This is a genomic window from Mycobacterium sp. NGS24, from assembly GCF_059813065.1.
Genome location: NZ_JCALDW010000017.1, coordinates 71,426 through 86,882, shown reverse-complemented (window position 1 = coordinate 86,882; position 15,457 = coordinate 71,426). Strand labels below are relative to the sequence as shown.

At 67.8% G+C, this 15,457-nt stretch carries 20 protein-coding genes; 8 read left to right on the top strand and 12 right to left on the bottom strand.

Translation table 11 applies throughout. From position 1 onward, the window contains the following. Positions 1 to 39 precede the first annotated feature (39 nt). Positions 40 to 795: an SOS response-associated peptidase gene (locus AC5Y6Y_RS19870; protein WP_473139234.1), complete on the top strand. Its 756-nt coding sequence runs from the start codon at positions 40 to 42 to the stop codon at positions 793 to 795. Positions 796 to 845: 50 nt separating this feature from the next. Here AC5Y6Y_RS19870 and AC5Y6Y_RS19865 read toward each other — a convergent pair whose 3' ends face one another. Continuing rightward, positions 846 to 1,616 (bottom strand): SDR family NAD(P)-dependent oxidoreductase, encoded by a 771-nt coding sequence (locus tag AC5Y6Y_RS19865; RefSeq protein WP_473139233.1) that lies wholly within the window; start codon positions 1,614 to 1,616, stop codon positions 846 to 848. A 109-nt stretch (positions 1,617 to 1,725) separates the two neighbouring features. Here AC5Y6Y_RS19865 and AC5Y6Y_RS19860 point away from each other — a divergent pair, with 109 nt between their 5' ends. Further along, the gene (locus tag AC5Y6Y_RS19860) at positions 1,726 to 2,472 is read left to right on the top strand and encodes an SDR family NAD(P)-dependent oxidoreductase (protein ID WP_473139232.1); all 747 of its coding nucleotides are present in this window, start codon (positions 1,726 to 1,728) and stop codon (positions 2,470 to 2,472) included. A gap of 14 nt (positions 2,473 to 2,486) precedes the next feature. Here the strand turns inward: AC5Y6Y_RS19860 and AC5Y6Y_RS19855 are convergent, their stop codons facing one another. From AC5Y6Y_RS19855 to AC5Y6Y_RS19845, 3 genes are all read right to left on the bottom strand, one after another. Next, positions 2,487 to 2,909 carry a YbaK/EbsC family protein gene (locus AC5Y6Y_RS19855; RefSeq protein WP_473139231.1) on the bottom strand — a complete coding sequence of 141 codons (423 nt, stop codon included), beginning with the start codon at positions 2,907 to 2,909 and terminating at the stop codon, positions 2,487 to 2,489. Between the two features lie 26 nt (positions 2,910 to 2,935). Continuing rightward, positions 2,936 to 3,784, bottom strand: a complete 849-nt coding sequence (locus AC5Y6Y_RS19850; protein ID WP_463828245.1) for an SDR family oxidoreductase — start codon at positions 3,782 to 3,784, stop codon at positions 2,936 to 2,938. A gap of 68 nt (positions 3,785 to 3,852) precedes the next feature. Beyond that, entirely contained in the window at positions 3,853 to 4,026 is a 174-nt protein-coding gene (locus AC5Y6Y_RS19845) for a hypothetical protein (protein WP_473139230.1), read from the bottom strand. Positions 4,027 to 4,584: 558 nt separating this feature from the next. Here AC5Y6Y_RS19845 and AC5Y6Y_RS19840 point away from each other — a divergent pair. Then, entirely contained in the window at positions 4,585 to 5,238 is a 654-nt protein-coding gene (locus AC5Y6Y_RS19840; protein WP_463828351.1) for a sigma-70 family RNA polymerase sigma factor, read from the top strand. Then, a complete protein-coding gene (gene rsrA / locus AC5Y6Y_RS19835; protein ID WP_473139229.1) occupies positions 5,235 to 5,540 on the top strand; it encodes a mycothiol system anti-sigma-R factor in 306 nt (101 codons plus the stop codon). The genes AC5Y6Y_RS19840 and rsrA overlap by 4 nt, the downstream gene beginning before the upstream one ends. A 3-nt stretch (positions 5,541 to 5,543) precedes the next feature. Here rsrA and AC5Y6Y_RS19830 read toward each other — a convergent pair whose 3' ends face one another. Continuing rightward, positions 5,544 to 5,618 carry a 50S ribosomal protein bL37 gene (locus AC5Y6Y_RS19830; RefSeq protein ID WP_089025046.1) on the bottom strand — a complete coding sequence of 25 codons (75 nt, stop codon included), beginning with the start codon at positions 5,616 to 5,618 and terminating at the stop codon, positions 5,544 to 5,546. 192 nt (positions 5,619 to 5,810) lie between these two features. Between AC5Y6Y_RS19830 and AC5Y6Y_RS19825 the strand changes: the two genes are divergently transcribed. Together AC5Y6Y_RS19825 and AC5Y6Y_RS19820 are read left to right on the top strand one after the other, a co-directional pair. Further along, positions 5,811 to 6,026, top strand: a complete 216-nt coding sequence (locus AC5Y6Y_RS19825) for a biotin/lipoyl-binding carrier protein (RefSeq protein WP_463828350.1) — start codon at positions 5,811 to 5,813, stop codon at positions 6,024 to 6,026. A gap of 9 nt (positions 6,027 to 6,035) precedes the next feature. Then, the gene (locus tag AC5Y6Y_RS19820; RefSeq protein ID WP_473139228.1) at positions 6,036 to 7,538 is read left to right on the top strand and encodes a sensor histidine kinase; all 1,503 of its coding nucleotides are present in this window, start codon (positions 6,036 to 6,038) and stop codon (positions 7,536 to 7,538) included. Between the two features lie 66 nt (positions 7,539 to 7,604). Here the strand turns inward: AC5Y6Y_RS19820 and whiB1 are convergent, their stop codons facing one another. Together whiB1 and AC5Y6Y_RS19810 are read right to left on the bottom strand one after the other, a co-directional pair. Further along, on the bottom strand, positions 7,605 to 7,859 hold the full coding sequence (gene whiB1 / locus AC5Y6Y_RS19815; RefSeq protein WP_036353357.1) for a transcriptional regulator WhiB1: 255 nt from the start codon (positions 7,857 to 7,859) through the stop codon (positions 7,605 to 7,607). A 285-nt stretch (positions 7,860 to 8,144) separates the two neighbouring features. Continuing rightward, complete coding sequence (locus AC5Y6Y_RS19810; RefSeq protein ID WP_463828241.1) at positions 8,145 to 9,110, bottom strand: diacylglycerol/lipid kinase family protein; 966 nt, start codon at positions 9,108 to 9,110, stop codon at positions 8,145 to 8,147. Between AC5Y6Y_RS19810 and AC5Y6Y_RS19805 the strand changes: the two genes are divergently transcribed. After that, positions 9,109 to 9,594, top strand: a complete 486-nt coding sequence (locus AC5Y6Y_RS19805; RefSeq protein ID WP_473139227.1) for a hypothetical protein — start codon at positions 9,109 to 9,111, stop codon at positions 9,592 to 9,594. The two genes, AC5Y6Y_RS19810 and AC5Y6Y_RS19805, sit on opposite strands and share 2 nt — an antisense overlap. Here AC5Y6Y_RS19805 and AC5Y6Y_RS19800 read toward each other — a convergent pair. Genes AC5Y6Y_RS19800 through AC5Y6Y_RS19790 form a run of 3 tightly spaced genes read right to left on the bottom strand, consistent with a single transcriptional unit; the run spans position 9,546 to position 11,715 of the window. Then, positions 9,546 to 9,974 carry a GNAT family N-acetyltransferase gene (locus tag AC5Y6Y_RS19800; RefSeq protein ID WP_463828349.1) on the bottom strand — a complete coding sequence of 143 codons (429 nt, stop codon included), beginning with the start codon at positions 9,972 to 9,974 and terminating at the stop codon, positions 9,546 to 9,548. The two genes, AC5Y6Y_RS19805 and AC5Y6Y_RS19800, sit on opposite strands and share 49 nt — an antisense overlap. 44 nt (positions 9,975 to 10,018) lie before the next feature. Next, positions 10,019 to 11,134 (bottom strand): isochorismate synthase, encoded by a 1,116-nt coding sequence (locus AC5Y6Y_RS19795; protein ID WP_473139288.1) that lies wholly within the window; start codon positions 11,132 to 11,134, stop codon positions 10,019 to 10,021. Continuing rightward, entirely contained in the window at positions 11,104 to 11,715 is a 612-nt protein-coding gene (locus AC5Y6Y_RS19790) for an acid phosphatase (RefSeq protein ID WP_473139226.1), read from the bottom strand. Before AC5Y6Y_RS19790 ends, AC5Y6Y_RS19795 begins: the two co-directional genes overlap by 31 nt. Positions 11,716 to 11,801: 86 nt before the next feature. On the opposite strand from AC5Y6Y_RS19790, the gene AC5Y6Y_RS19785 reads away from it, so the two are divergent. Beyond that, positions 11,802 to 12,602 carry a ParA family protein gene (locus AC5Y6Y_RS19785; protein ID WP_463828238.1) on the top strand — a complete coding sequence of 267 codons (801 nt, stop codon included), beginning with the start codon at positions 11,802 to 11,804 and terminating at the stop codon, positions 12,600 to 12,602. Here AC5Y6Y_RS19785 and AC5Y6Y_RS19780 read toward each other — a convergent pair. Further along, complete coding sequence (locus AC5Y6Y_RS19780; RefSeq protein WP_473139225.1) at positions 12,599 to 13,813, bottom strand: Rv3212 family protein; 1,215 nt, start codon at positions 13,811 to 13,813, stop codon at positions 12,599 to 12,601. The genes AC5Y6Y_RS19785 and AC5Y6Y_RS19780 overlap by 4 nt on opposite strands. A gap of 26 nt (positions 13,814 to 13,839) precedes the next feature. Next, a complete protein-coding gene (locus AC5Y6Y_RS19775; RefSeq protein WP_473139224.1) occupies positions 13,840 to 15,360 on the bottom strand; it encodes a DEAD/DEAH box helicase in 1,521 nt (506 codons plus the stop codon). Positions 15,361 to 15,457: the final 97 nt, after the last annotated feature.

The following is a 15,457-nucleotide window of genomic DNA, read 5'->3' as shown; positions in this document are numbered from 1 at the left end:
CCATCATCTCGTGTCGGTGGCTTCTGCCAACATGGAGATATGTGTGGACGTTTTGCAGTCACCACCGATCCGGCACTGCTGGCCGAGAAAATCAAGGCGATCGACGAAGCGACCGGTACCTCCGAGCGCAGTTCGGAGCCCAATTACAACGTGGCACCCACCACTGCCATCGCGACCGTGGTGACCCGGCACGACGAGCCGGACGACGAGGCCACCCGCCGGGTGCGGTTGATGCGCTGGGGCCTGCTGCCGCCCTGGGTGAAAGCCGGCCCGGACGGTGCGCCGGACACCAAAGGCCCCCTGCTGATCAATGCCCGCGCCGATAAGGTCGCCACGTCGCCGGCCTTCCGCGGCTCGGCAAAGAGCAAACGCTGCCTGGTCCCGATGGACGGTTGGTATGAATGGCAGCCCAATCCGGAGACCGGCAAGTCGCCCAAGACACCGTTTTTCATGCACCGCAACGACGGTGAGCCGTTGTTCATGGCTGGGCTGTGGTCGGTGTGGAAGCCAGACAAGCAGGCGGATCCGCTGCTGAGTTGCACGATCATCACCACCGACGCGGTCGGTGAACTGGCTGAAATCCACGACCGGATGCCGCTGATCCTGGCCGAGGACGAGTGGGATGCCTGGCTGGATCCGGACGCACCGCTGGACCCCGACCTGCTGGCCCGTCCGCCGGACATCGGCGGCATTGCGGTGCGCCAGGTGTCGACGCTGGTCAACAGCGTCCGCAACAACGGGTCGGAGCTGTTGCAGCCGGCCGAGTCGCAGCCTGGGCAGATGACTTTGCTGTAGGCGCGTCCTCGAGACCATGCGGCGCCTCCTGGCGGGCTCAGGATTGCCGATCAACGCAGCACCGTGCCACCGTCGATGTTGATCACCTGCCCATTGATCCACTCGCCTTCCGCGGATAACAGAAAGGCGACCAAGGCCGCGATGTCATCGGGAGCGCCGACGCGGTGTCCTCGAATCCGTTTGAGTGCACCGGCTTGCAGTTGTGACCACTGCGGGGCGGCACGGATCGCGTCGGTGGCGGTGAAGCCCGGTGCGACGGCGTTGCAGCGGATCCCCTCCTTGCCCCACCGGGCAGCGACGTGTCTGGTCAGTGCGCCGATGCCGGCATTGGCGGTGGCATAGGCCGGACGCGCGGGCTCGCCCTGGAAGGCCGCCGCCGACGACATGTTCACGATCGCCCCGCCGCCCCGGTCCAGCATGTGCGGGATGGCGTACTTCATGGCAGCGACGTACCCACGCAGGTTGACCGCCATGACGCGATCCCACACGTCGAACTCGATGTCGACGACGTCGGTGTCGGCGCGCAAGGTCGACATGTCCGCGCCCACGTTGAACAACAGGTCGACACCACCGAAAGTCGTTGTTGCGCAGTCCATCAGCGCGGCCACGGAGTCCGTGTCGGACAAGTCGAAGACAACATGCGACGCCGTACCGCCTGCCGCGACGATGCGCTCGGCGGTCTGCCGGGCGGCACCGGCGGCGACGTCACCCACCACCACCGGGCATCCTTCGTCGCCCAGCCGTGCCGCCGTCACCGCCCCGATGCCCGTGGCGCCGCCCACCACGACAGCGACCCGGTCGGCCAGGCCGCGCAGTCCCATGGTTACCCCTCTCGGGTCTTGACTTTCACCTTCAGGACTGTAAAGGATCGCACCTCATGGCTGAGATCGATCGAGCGCGGCCCGGGTTCGGCGACTGGAGGACGACCGAGTGAATTCAGTCAAGTTCGACTTCACCGGGGCCCACGTCCTGGTCACCGGCGGCACCAGCGGGATCGGCAACGGTATCGCCGCGGCCTTTGCCCAGGCCGGCGCCTCCGTCACAGTCACCGGAACACGCACTGCACCAACCGAATACGACGCCGACCTCAGCTCCTTCGCCTACCGGCAGTGCCGCATTCAGGAGGCCGACTCCGTCGACGCACTGGTGAACTCACTGAACGAATTGGACATCCTGGTCAACAACGCTGGCGGCCCCTACCCGGCGGGTGACGAATACGATCCCGACGGCTACATCGCATCGGTGGCGCAGAACATGTTCGGTCCCATGCGGCTCACCATGGGTTGTCACGAAAAGCTCAAGTCCAGCAACATGTCCGGCGGTGCCAGTGTGGTGAACATCGTATCGATGTCCGCCTTCCGTTCAGCGGTGTTCGTTCCCGGTTACGCCTCAGCGAAGATGGGCCTGCTTGCTTTGACGATGAATCTGTCCCGCCGCTGGGCCGACGACGGCATTCGCGTCAACGCGGTCGCGCCCGGGCTGATCGATACCCGGATCACGCAGCCGGCGATACAGATCCCGCAAATCCGGGACGTCGAGATCGGCTTTCACACCCCGCTCGGCCGGCCGGGGACCCCCCGGGACTGCGCAGGTGCAGCGCTGTTCCTGTGCACCGATGCCGCTTCGTACATCACCGGCAGCACCATCGCCGTCGACGGCGGATACCTGACAGTGTGAACGGCATCATTTGCTCAGATCGCCAGATCCCAGGTGATCGCGTCGGTCAATCGGAGCAGATCTGCCGGCGCGACCACCAGATCCCAGCCCCGTCGGCCCGCGCTGCACAACACCCGGTCCCACTCCACAACTGAACTGTCCACTGCGGTCCGCAGCCGCCTACGCTGACCGAACGGCGAAATCCCGCCGACGACATAGCCACTCGAGCGCTCGGCCGCAGCGGGTTCGGCCATCTTGGCCTTGGCCACCCCGAAAGCGGCCGCGGCAGCCTTCAAAGACAACTTCGCCGGCACCGGCACCACCGCGACCGCCAGCTCAGCGGGCAGCGCGATGATCAGCGTCTTGAACACCTGCGCCGGCGCGATCCCGGTGCCCCGCGACAGGTCGGCAACCATCTCGAACTGCCGAACCTCATGCCGCACACCGGCTTTGACCAACGCCGCAATCGCAGGCGTGGCGGCGCTCAGGAGCCTGAGTACCCCGGCGGGTTGACCCCGTCCACCCAGAAGTCCACACCCAACTGCGAACCCGGTACGCAGTCGTAGACCGACAGGTCGCTGACGCCGGACTCGACCAGCACGTCCTCACACAGCAGCATGTTGCCGGTGTACTCCCGCGACGGCTTGTTCAGGATCACGTATGCGGCATCGGAGTACACCTCGGGCTTGCGGGACCGGGCCATCGCCTCGTCGCCGCCGAGCAGGTTCTGCACCGCGGCGGTGGCCACCATCGTGCGGGGCCACAGCGTGTTCGACGCGATGCCCTCCTCCCGCATCTCCTCGGCAATGCCCAACGCGCACAACGTCATACCGAACTTGGCCATCATGTATGCGGTCGGCTTCAGCCATTCCTTGCCCAGCAGCACCGGCGGCGACAACGTCAGCACATGCGGATTCTCGCGGCCCTTCATGTGCGCCAGACACGCCTGCGAGACCGCGTAGGTGCCGCGCACCTGGATGCCGTTCATCAGGTCGAAGCGCTTCATCGGCACCTCGGTGATGGATCCGAGGTTGATGGCCGAGGCGTTGTTGACGCAGATGTCGATGCCGCCGAACTGCTCGACCGCCTTGGCCACCGCGGACTCGACGGACTCCGGGTCGCGCACGTCGCCGACGATCGGCAGCGCCTGGCCGCCGGCCTCCTCGAGTTCCTTGGCGGCGGTGTAGACGGTGCCCGGCAGTTTCGGGTGCGGGTCGGCGGTCTTGGCGATCAGCGCGATATTGGCGCCGTCCTGCGCGGCGCGCTTGGCGATCGCCAGGCCGATACCGCGGCTGGCGCCGGAAATGAACATGGTCTTCCCATTCAGCGACATGGCGTCACACTAACCTCCGCTTCGACCGGCCATTTCTCCGGTGCGTCGCTCCCGTGATGCGCGCAGCGTCACCGCGGTCCGTACCGTTCGCTGATCTCCGCGTCCAGGCGGCGTTCGTGCGTCGGCAACCCGTCGGGCACGTTGGCGCCGCGCAGGACGACGAGTTCCGCGGCGAACGGGCCCAGTTCGTTGATTTCCCGCACCGCGAGCACCGCTGCTTCGGCCTGCATCGATCGCAGCATCCGGCAGCTCCTGCTGGACATCGGCGATCACCGGATTCCGCTGCGCAACGTCGACCCACCCCCGTGCATCCACCTCCAGCGCCAGGAAGCGGGCCGTTTGTTCGGCCGCCTCGGCCCTTGACCATCCGCTTCGACGAGAAAAGTGGTGCTCAACGTGCCGGGAGCACCTTGCGGGCGCAGGGCGGCCGGAGTGAAGCCATCCCAGAACTCGCTGCTGACGCTGAGCGCCCATGGCCCGCGGACCTGCCGGGAGACGGTGTGCGTGCCAACTGGCACCACTCGAGTCTTGCAGGATGGCCGGACAACTGCCGACCGGAAATACCTCGACCGATAATGCCGTTGACTGAAGCGACGTTCACATCGGCGTCGGTGAAATCCGTGCCGAGCGGTCCGAGGCAGACACTGTCGGTGGCGGCCTTTAGATTGGGAGAAAGGAACCTGGTGTCAACTGCGACGAGCCTGTTGTGCGACGCGCGGTTGGATCGCTTCCTTGCGAGTCCGGCGGCGCTGGCCGCGTTGCCCGGTCACACCGCAACCGAAGGGACCGTGGTAATCAACATGGCCGACACCGATGGCGAGACCGGACCCTCGGTCGCCGAAAACGGGCCGCCCGCGCGCCAGGAGACCGACGCCGAACTGACGGCACGCTTCGAGCGTGACGCGATTCCGCTGCTCGACCAGCTCTACGGCGGTGCGCTGCGGATGACCCGCAACCCCGCCGACGCCGAAGACCTGCTGCAGGAGACGATGGTCAAGGCCTACGCCGGGTTCCGCTCGTTCCGGGAGGGCACCAACCTCAAGGCGTGGCTGTACCGCATTCTGACCAACACCTACATCAACAGCTACCGCAAGAAGCAGCGGCAGCCGGCGGAGTACCCGACCGACGAGATCACCGACTGGCAGCTGGCCGCCAACGCCGAGCATTCCTCCACCGGGCTGCGCTCTGCCGAGGTCGAGGCACTCGAAGCACTACCGGACACCGAGATCAAGGCGGCCCTGCAGGCCTTGCCGGAAGAGTTCCGGATGGCCGTCTACTACGCCGACGTCGAAGGTTTCCCTTATAAAGAGATCGCCGAGATCATGGGCACCCCGATCGGTACCGTGATGTCTCGGCTGCACCGCGGCCGACGTCAGCTCCGCGAACTGCTGGCCGACGTCGCCAAGGACCGCGGCTTCGTCCGTGGGCAGGCGCACGAGGAGGTGTCGTCATGAGTGAACAACCCGGCGCCGCCGGTTCGTGCTCGAGTAGCCACGACTCCGACCGTCATCTGGGCTGCGCGCAGGTCATCGCCCAGATCTGGACCCTGCTCGACGGCGAATGCCAGCCGGACGAGAAGGCGATTCTGCAACGGCACCTCGATGCTTGCCCCGGCTGCCTGCAGCACTACGGCATCGAAGAGCGGATCAAAGAACTGATCGCGATGAAATGCAGCGGTGAGAAGGCTCCGGACGGCCTACGGGAGCGGCTGCGGATCCAGATCAGCCGGACCACGATCGTCCAGGGCGAGTTCTGATCCTCAGGCGTTGGGCCGCTTGCCGTGGTTGGCCTTGCTGTACTTGCGGTCGCGCTTCTTCCGGCCTCGCTTGGCCATGTCTGAACCTCGTTTCGTGAAGCTTCTGGGCAGCTGCTGGGCGGCCAGCGGCCGCTCGATTACCGTCCAGTGTCTCATGCGGACACCGATGCGCTGTCCACCGCCCGCGCGCCGCGGTCGCCAACGGCCTTATGGTTCGATATACAAAGCCGAGAGCAGCATGCGCAGTTGGCCGAGACGAGTGGGGTGATGATGTCCGAGGAGGTTCGCGCCGAGATCGTGGCCAGCGTGCTCGAAGTCGTGGTCAACGAAGGCGACCAAATCGGCCAGGGCGACATCGTGGTGCTGCTGGAGTCCATGAAGATGGAGATCCCGGTCCTGGCCGAAGTCGGTGGAACCGTCAGTCAGGTGAGCGTGTCGGTCGGTGACGTGATCCAGGCCGGCGACCTGATCGCTGTCATCAGCTGACCGAAGCCCATGTCCACTCTCGGTGATCTGCTCGCCGAACACACGGTGCTGCCCGGCAACGCCGTCGATCACCTGCACGCGGTCGTAGGGGAGTGGCAGCTACTGGCCGACCTGTCGTTCGCCGACTACCTGATGTGGGTGCGTCGCGACGACGAGGTGCTGGTCTGCGTCGCGCAGTGCCGGCCCAATACCGCGCCGACGGTCCTGCAGACCGACGCGGTGGGCAGCGTCGTGCCCGCCGACCAGTTGCCGCTGGTCTCCCAGACCTTCGCGGCCGGCGTCGGCGTGCAGGAGAGCGACGTGGGTGAACCACACTCGTGGCCGCTGCCGGGGCCGCACGTCGTCGCGTCGCCGGTGCGGTTTCGCGACAACGTGGTGGCCGTGCTGACTCAGCACCAAACCGACACCGCAGCCGAGCGGATGTCCGGCCACTTGGAAACGGCCTACCGGGCCTGCGCCGACGATCTGCTGCACATGATCGCCGACGGCGCCTTCCCCGACGTCGGCGACGTCGCCATGTCGCGGTCCACGCCCCGCGCCGGGGACGGCTTCATCCGCCTCGACGTCGACGGCATCGTGGCGTACGCCAGTCCCAACGCGCTGTCGGCCTACCACCGGATGGGCCTGACCAGCGAGTTGGAGGGCCACAACCTGATCAAGATCACCCGGCCGCTGATTTCGGATCCGTTCGAGGCGCAGGAGGTGGCCGAGCACATCCTCAACCTGCTGGCCGGCGGATCCAGCATGCGCATGGAGGTCGACGCGGGCGGCGCCACCGTCCTGCTGCGCACGCTGCCGCTGGTAGTGCACGGGGAGAACGCCGGGGCGGCGATCCTCATCCGCGACGTCACCGAGGTCAAGCGCCGGGACCGCGCGCTGATCTCCAAGGACGCCACCATCCGTGAGATTCACCACCGGGTGAAGAACAACCTGCAGACGGTGGCGGCGCTGCTGCGGCTACAGGCCCGCCGCACCGTCAACGCCGAGGGGCGCGAGGCCCTGATCGAATCGGTGCGCCGGGTGTCGTCGATCGCGCTGGTGCACGACGCGCTGTCGATGTCGGTGGACGAGCAGGTCAACCTCGACGAGGTGATCGACCGGATCCTGCCGATCATGAACGACGTGGCCTCGGTGGACCGCCCGATCCGGATCAACCGGGTCGGCGACCTGGGAGTCCTGGACTCCGACCGGGCGACAGCGCTGATCATGGTGATCACCGAACTGGTGCAGAACGCGATCGAGCACGCGTTCGATCCGACGGCTGCGGTCGGGTCGGTGACGATCCGGGCCGAACGCTCGGCCCGCTGGCTGGACGTCGTGGTCCACGACGACGGGCGCGGCCTGCCCGACGGGTTCAGTCTGGAGAAGTCCGACAGCCTGGGGCTGCAGATCGTCCGGACGCTGGTCTCCGCGGAGTTGGACGGTTCCCTGGACATGCGGGAGAGCGCCGATCGCGGCACCGACGTGGTGCTGCGGGTGCCGATCGGTCGACGGGGCCGGTTGCTGCTGTGACTGTGGTCGCACGCAGCAATGCGGCCCCGGAAATCTCCGGGGCCGCATTAGCTGTGAAGTCTGGGTTCAGACTCCGCTTCGGGCTTTCGTCCGGGCGTTGCGGCGCTTGAGTGCGCGCCGCTCGTCTTCGCTCATTCCGCCCCACACGCCCGAGTCCTGACCGGTGTTCAGAGCCCATCCGAGACATTCCGTGGTCACCGGACACCGATTACAGACCAGTTTCGCGTCAGCGATCTGCGCGAGTGCCGGGCCGCTGTTCCCAACCGGGAAGAACAGTTCCGGATCTTCGTCGCGACACACCGCCCTATGGCGCCAATCCATTAGTCTCTACTCCTCACTATGTGCGCAGCACTGCACACGGGCATTTTCTTCTTGGCTGTTAAAGCGTGCGCAAGAAAGGGATTTTCCGTACCTCTGCATATCTCTGTGCATGCAACCTTTTGATCGTTTCACAGGCTCAACAGATGTCAATAGTGTTACGCGGGCTCGTGGGCTATCTCACTTCACCGATCTCTTACCCATACCCTTAACCAGTTGTACTACACTACTCGGCGAATTTCGCCCCACATTTTCGTCGCGAGCTCGTCACAGCTTGATCTGCGCAGGTCACGGACCTGAATTCGGTGGCGGAGCAACCACCGCCAAGGCGCTCGGAACGACCCGGCACGTGATGGAATCGCGTAGACCGAGGTACTCACCGTCGCACTGGAAGGCGGCGGGCGTGGCCATCTTGGTGACGGTCACGTAACTCACATCGTCGTCGCGGATGAGTTGCTTGCCCCGCGGATCGGGACGCTTAGCGAGCAGTTGGCGCAACACCTTGATGGTCGGAATCAGCTTCATGCTGGTGAGCGCGAAGATGCCCAGGCCGGAGTCGAAGCTGCAACCCGGGTTGGTCACCATCGGCCGGTCGTCGCTGTAGGTCCATACGTTGGTGTTGCACACCCAGACGAAGTGCACGCCGGAGACGGGCTCCTTGTCGGGCAATTCCAGGATCAGGTTGGGGTCACGCCGGCTGAACCGCACCGAGACGGGCACCGCGATCCGCCAGTAGTTCATCGGCGTGACCTTGACGCCCCGCTCGCGCGCCGCTTCGACCGCCTCCAGCACCTCCGCGTCGACGCCCATCCCGGCGTTGACCAGAGCCCACATCTCGCCGCAGTCGATCAGGGAGATGCGCCGCCACTGCCGGTGCTGTTCGTACGCGTCGAGCAGGTCGATGAGCTGGTTGGTCGCCTCGGTGGGGTCGCGGTGCATGCCCAGCGCCCGGGCCAGCACGTTGGCTGAGCCGCCGGGCACGATCGCCACCGCCGGCACCGGCCCGGCCGGAGTGGAACCGGGACGGCCGAGCATGCCGTTGACCACCGCGCTCACCGTCCCATCACCGCCGTGCACGACGACCAGGTCGTACCCCTGCGCCGCTGCGGTGTGCCCGAGTTCCTCCGCGTGACCGGGGTGTTCGGTGTTGGCGATGGTGAGCTGTACGCGACTTTCCAGTGCGTGCGTCACCAGCGCCCGGGCGGCCGGAGTGATGCTGGTGGCGATCGGGTTGGCGATCAACATGGCACGCATGAGCCATGAGCTTAAGCGGTATGCGGTGCGGATCACGCTCTACGCTGGCTCTGTGCGCATCCCCGTCCCGCCCACCGTCCGTCGCGCCGGCTTCGTCGTGGCGGCCCAGGGCGCGGCAGCGCTGGTGGTGGCCGCGATCCTGGTGGTCCGTGGTCTGGCCGGGGCCGATCAGCACGTCGTCAACGGGCTGGGCACCGCGGCGTGGTTCGCCGTGGTGGGTGCCGCGGTGCTGGCCGGGGGCCGGGCCCTGGTGACCGGCAAGCGGTGGGGCCGTGGGCTGGCCGTGTTCACCCAGCTGTTGCTGCTGCCGGTGGCCTGGTATCTGGCGGTGGGATCCCACCGGCCGGTGTACGGCATCCCGTTGGGGCTGGTGGCACTGGGCACCCTGGGATTGCTGTTCAGCCCGCCGGCGGTGCGCTGGGCCGCCGGCGACGATCAGCGGGGTCCGGCCAGCGCGGCCAACTCCGGACCGGACAACCGGTAGGTCGTCCACTCGCGCTGCGGCGCCGCCCCGATCCCGTCGTACAGGGCGATCGCGTCCGCGTTCCAGTTGAGCACCGCCCACGCCAGTCGTGTGTAGCCGTGGGTGCGGCATTCGGCGGCCAGGGTCCTCAGCAGGTCGCGGGCCAGACCGCGGCGCCGGAACGCCGGCCGCACGTAGAGGTCTTCCAGGTAGATCCCCGCCGCGCCGTCCCAGGTGGAGAAGTTGAGGAACCACAACGCCATCGCGGCGAGTTGTCCGTCGACATCGACGACGTGCGCGTGCACCGTCGGCGTGTCATCGAAAAGTGCTGCGGTTATTTGCTTTTCGGTGACGGTGCAGTGCTGGGCGGCATGTTCGAAGGCAGCGAGTTCGTGGATCATGGCGGTGATGTCGGCGACATCGCCCGGTGCGGCGCGACGGATGGTCACTGCGCGACTCCCAACGCATTGAGGATGGTGGCGAATTTCGTGGTGGTTTCCAGGACTTCGTCGTCGGGGTCGGACTCGGCCACGATGCCGCCGCCGGCGTGGGCGAGCGCGGTACGCCGGTCGGCCGAAAGTTGTGCGCACCGAATCGACACCACCCAGTCACCGTCCCCGCGGGCATCGCACCAGCCGACCGCGCCGGCGTAGAAGCCGCGGTCGCCTTCCAGCGCGGCGATCAGCTGGGCGGCCGCGTCGGCCGGCACCCCCCCGACCGCCGGGGTGGGATGCAACGCCAACGCCAAATCGATTGCAGTGGTTGAGGTATCGCGAAGCCGGCCGGTCACCGGGGTGCACAGGTGCCAGACCGCCGCGGTACGACTCAGCTGCGGCTCTGCGGCGATGGTCAGGTCGGTGCACAGCGGCTCCAGCGCCGCCCGCATCACGTCGATGACCAACCGGTGCTCGTGTCGGTCCTTGGCCGATCCGGCCAGCGCGGCGGCGTTGGCGGCATCGGTGTCCGGGTCGGGGGAGCGCGGTGCCGAGCCGGCGAAGGGCCGGCACACCACCCGCTCGCCGGAACGCGCGACCAGCAGTTCCGGGCTGGCGCCCACCAGCGCGGACCCGACGTAGTCGCCGCCGGCTGCGCTCAGGTCGACCAGAAAACTGTAGGCGTCGGCGTCGGCGGCGACCAGCCTGCGCAGCACCGCGCGGGGGTCGAGCGGCGCGTCGGCGGACAACTGCAGCGCCCGGGCCAGCACCACCTTGTGCAGCGGGTTGTCGTCGGCGGCCAGCTGCTCGCGGGCGCGGCTGATCCGGGAGCGGTGCTCGGCGGGGGGCGGCACGGCCGAGTCGATGCGAACCGTCGGCAGCGGACCCGTCGGCCAGTCGGGAAGCGCGCCGACGTGTTCCGGGACCACCAGCGCGGCCGGTCGGCTCACGTCGAATGGCAACGCGCCCAACACTATTGGTGCGGCACCGCAACGCAGGGCCGCTTGGGCCGCCCGCAGATCGTCGTAACGTGCCCGTACGCCGTCGGCAACCAGGGTCCCCCGCGGTCCGATCAGCGCGAAAGGCGGTTCCGGGTTCACGTCAGCGCATTCGGTCGGGGATGACAGCTCAACCCGAGCTGACTGAGCTGCCGGATGCCGTGCTTGAACCCGCACACGGCGATCGTCGCGGTGGGCATGCCGAAGCGGCTGCCTTCGCGCACCGGCAGTTGTACCCACCGGGTGATCACCGCGCGGGAGAAGTGGCCGTGGCTGACCAGCAGTACGTCCCGGTTCTGCATGTTCTCCAGCGCCAGAGCTACGGCCCGGTCGGCGCGTTCGCTGACCTGCGCGACGCTTTCCCCGCCGGGGCATCCGTGCGTCCACACCAGCCAGTCGGGGTCCGATTCGTGGATCTGCGGGGTGGTCAGACCCTCGTACTCGCCGTAGTCCCATTCGGCGAGCAGCGGGGTGACCTGATCGATGATGAGGCCGGCCAGGTCGGCGGTGGCCAGCGCGCGGCGCCGCGGGCTGCAGATCACGAACGGGTCCGTCAGGCCGAGGTCGCCGAGTACCACCCCGGCGAACTCCGCCTGCTCCCGGCCGGCGTCGGTCAGCTCGATATCCGTGCGCCCGGTGTGCTGGCCGGATTTCGACCATTCGGTCTCGCCGTGGCGCAACAACAACAGCCGGTGGTTCTGCACGCCCATGCCAGCGATTGTGCCCGAGACACGCCGGAACCCCGCCGGGCCCGCCACCCGAACCAGACGATCTGATACATGCCAGTATGGGCACCATGAGCGACATGCGCGTGCTGGCGGTGGCCAATCAAAAGGGCGGGGTGGCCAAGACGACGACGGTCGCGTCGCTCGGTGCGGCGATGGTGGACAAAGGAAAGCGGGTATTGCTCGTCGACCTCGACCCTCAGGGGTGTCTGACCTTCTCGCTGGGCCAGGACCCCGACAAGTTGCCCGTGTCGGTGCACGAGGTGTTGCTCGGCGAGGTGGAGCCCGACGCGGCGCTGGTGGCGACTTCGGAGGGCATGACGCTGCTCCCGGCCAACATCGACCTGGCGGGTGCCGAGGCGATGCTGCTGATGCGGGCCGGCCGCGAATACGCACTCAAGCGGGCGCTGACCAAACTCGCCGACGCGTTCGACGTGGTGATCATCGACTGCCCGCCGTCGCTCGGTGTGCTCACCCTCAACGGGCTCACCGCCGCCGACGAGGTGATGGTGCCGCTGCAGTGCGAGACCCTGGCGCACCGCGGCGTCGGCCAGTTCCTGCGCACCGTCGCCGACGTCCAGCAGATCACCAACCCGAATCTGCGGCTGGTCGGCGCCCTGCCGACGCTGTACGACTCGCGGACCACCCATACCCGGGACGTGCTGCTCGACGTGGCCGACCGCTACGAGTTGCCGGTGCTGGCACCGCCGATCCCGCGCACGGTGCGCTTCGCCGAAGCCAGTGCGTCGGGCTGCTCGGTGCTGGCCGGGCGCAAGAACAAAGGGGCGATGGCCTACCGCGAGCTGGCCGAGGCGCTGCTCAAGCACTGGAAGACCGGTAAGCCGCTGCCCACCTTCAGCGTGGAGTATTAGCCCAGCGCGACCACGGTGTCACCGCGCTGCTCGATCACCCGCGAACCGGACACCACCGGGATCACCGCGGCACTGCTGGGCGATCGCTGCACGTCGATATAGCGACTGGGCTGCCCGCTGACCGGGTCGTAGACGCCGATCGCACCGGTGATCGGCACCAGCAGCCGGCCCGCCATCATCACCCCGGGCCCCACCGGAACCGCCGAATCTCCTGCGGCGATGGTGTAGCGCAGGGTCAGGTCGCCGGCTTCGAACACCAGCAGCGCATCTCCGGTCCACCAGGTGACCAGGCTGCCGGTCGTGGACACCACCGACGACGCCGACGGCGGACCGTCCAGCGGCAGGCTTACCACCCTGGCGCCCGTCTCATCGACCACGTCGACGTGCGGCTGCGGGGTCGGCAGGTACACCGCGGTGCGGTTCTGCGAGACCACCAGCACCCGCGCCCCGGTGCCCGGCCGCACGCCGGCTTCCTGCACCACCTGTTGCTGGGGTTCGTCGTCGTCCTTGCCGGGACGCAGCAGCAGCAGGCGCAGGTCGGCCTGGTCGGCGCACGATTCGAGGACCGACACCGCCGATGAACTCGCCGCGGCGGATTCCAGCGTGCAGCCCGAGTGCAAACCCCGCGCCGACGGTTTGACCCGGGCGTCGGTCTCGCCGTACGCCAGCATCCGGACCATGTCCGAGCGCCACATCTCCAGCCGGGTGCTGCCCGCCGACAGGATGGCGGTGCCGTCGGAGGACAGCCGCACCTGCGGATCGGCATAGCTGCTGCGGGCAGGTCCGCGGCGGCCGGTCGATCCGTCGATGGTGCTGACCTGACCGCAGCCGCGGTCGTCCCGGTAGACCGCGACGGCGTAGCGATAGATCCAGGTCACCCCGCACAGGTCGGTATCGCGCGAGTAGCTCCACAGTGGCTGACCGGTGGTCAGGTCGCGCCCTTCGACCAGGCGTCCAGCGGCGGTGGTCACCGTTCCACCCACCACCACCGGAACCCGGGTCGCCGCACTGGGTGCGCTCCAGAGCTCATGCAGCGTGGTAGGAACCTCACGGACGGGCGTGGGCGCGGTTGCGGGGGTGGCCGCCGGCCGGCTGACGGTGGCCCGCGCGTCGCTGGTCCACCAGATCAGCGCCGCCGCGACCGCGACGACGATCGCAATGGTCGCGGCAGCCACGATGTCGGCCTTGGTTCGGCGCTCAGGTCGGACCATGCGCTGAGTATGGCTGTGCTGGTCGGCTAGATCGTCGAAGGGGCGGCATCGGCCGGCTTGCGACGACGCCGCCGCCGCCGGGCCGGCGAGCTGGACGTGGCACCGGAGGTCGTCCCGGGTGCCGCGGGCGTGCCCGGGTCGTCAGCAGCGTCACCGCTCGCGACGGGATGCCCGGTGACCGGCTTGCCGCCGCGGGTGCGCTTGCGTTTGGTGGTGCGACGGGGGGGACGGCTGGAACTCTCGTCGCCGGCTTCGCGGCGCTTGACCGGGGCCTTGCGCGGTTCGCCGACGGCGCCGCCCGTCTCGGCCGGGATGGACAGCTCGGTGTACAGGTGCGGGGAGTTGGAGTAGGTCTCGGCCGGGTCGGGCGAGCCCAGGCCCAGTGCCCGGTCGATCGCGGACCAGCGTTCGAGCTCGTCCCAATCCACCAGGGTGACCGCCACGCCGGTGCGGCCGGCGCGGCCGGTGCGTCCGATCCGGTGGACGTACATCTTCTCGTCCTCGGGGCACTGGTAGTTGATGACGTGCGTGACGTCGTCGATGTCGATACCGCGGGCCGCGACGTCGGTGGCGACCAGCACGTTGATGTCGCCGGAGCGGAATGCCTTGAGGGCCTTCTCGCGCGCGATCTGTCCGAGGTCACCGTGCACGGCGCCGACGGCGAAACCGCGCTCCTGCAACTCGTCGGACACCTTCTGGGCGGTGCGCTTGGTCCGGGTGAAGATCATGGTCGCGCCGCGGCCGCCGGCCTGCAGGATGCGGCTGACGAGTTCGATCTTGTCCAGCGCGTGGGCGCGGTAGACGAACTGCTCGGTGGTGTCGTGCACGGCCAGCGAGTGCGGCGCCTCGGCGCGGATGTGGGTGGGCTGGACCATGAAGGTGCGGGCCAGCGTGATGATCGGATCCGGCATGGTCGCCGAGAACAGCATCGACTGCCGGTCGGCCGGGATCTGCCGCAGAATGCGTTCGATGTCGGGCAGAAAGCCCAGGTCAAGCATCTCGTCGGCTTCGTCGAGCACCAGGACGGACAGTCCGCCCAGCTGCAGGTGACCCTGCTGGCACAGGTCGAGCAGCCGGCCCGGCGTGCCCACCACGACGTCGGCGCCCTTGTGCAGCGCTTCGATCTGCGGCTCGTAGGCCCGGCCGCCGTAGATTGAGACCACCGCCAGCGGGCGCTGCGCCCCGTCGGCGACCTCGGGGTCTTTCGGCGCGGTCAGATACTTCGCCGCGGACGCCAGGTCGTTGGTGACCTGCAGGCACAGCTCGCGGGTGGGCACGACCACCAGGGCGCGCGGGGCGCCGGTAAGCGGTCGCGTCGCGGTTTCGGAGGTGACGCGCTGCAGCAGCGGCACGCCGAACCCGAAGGTCTTGCCCATGCCGGTACGGGCCTGGCCGATCACGTCTTCGCCGTCAAGCGCGAGCGGCAGGGTCAGTTCCTGGATGGCAAAGGGCGTCTCGATGCCTTTCTCGGCGAGTGCGCGAACTATTTCGTCGCGCACTCCGAGCTGGGCAAAGGTGAGTTCAGGGGCATTTTTGAGTGCGGTCATACGCGGGTTGAAGCCTTCCGGTGAAGTAATCGAACTGGTTCGGATTAGTTCGTGCTCTGTCTGTGTCGCGGTTCACGCGCGCACGAAATCCGATTCC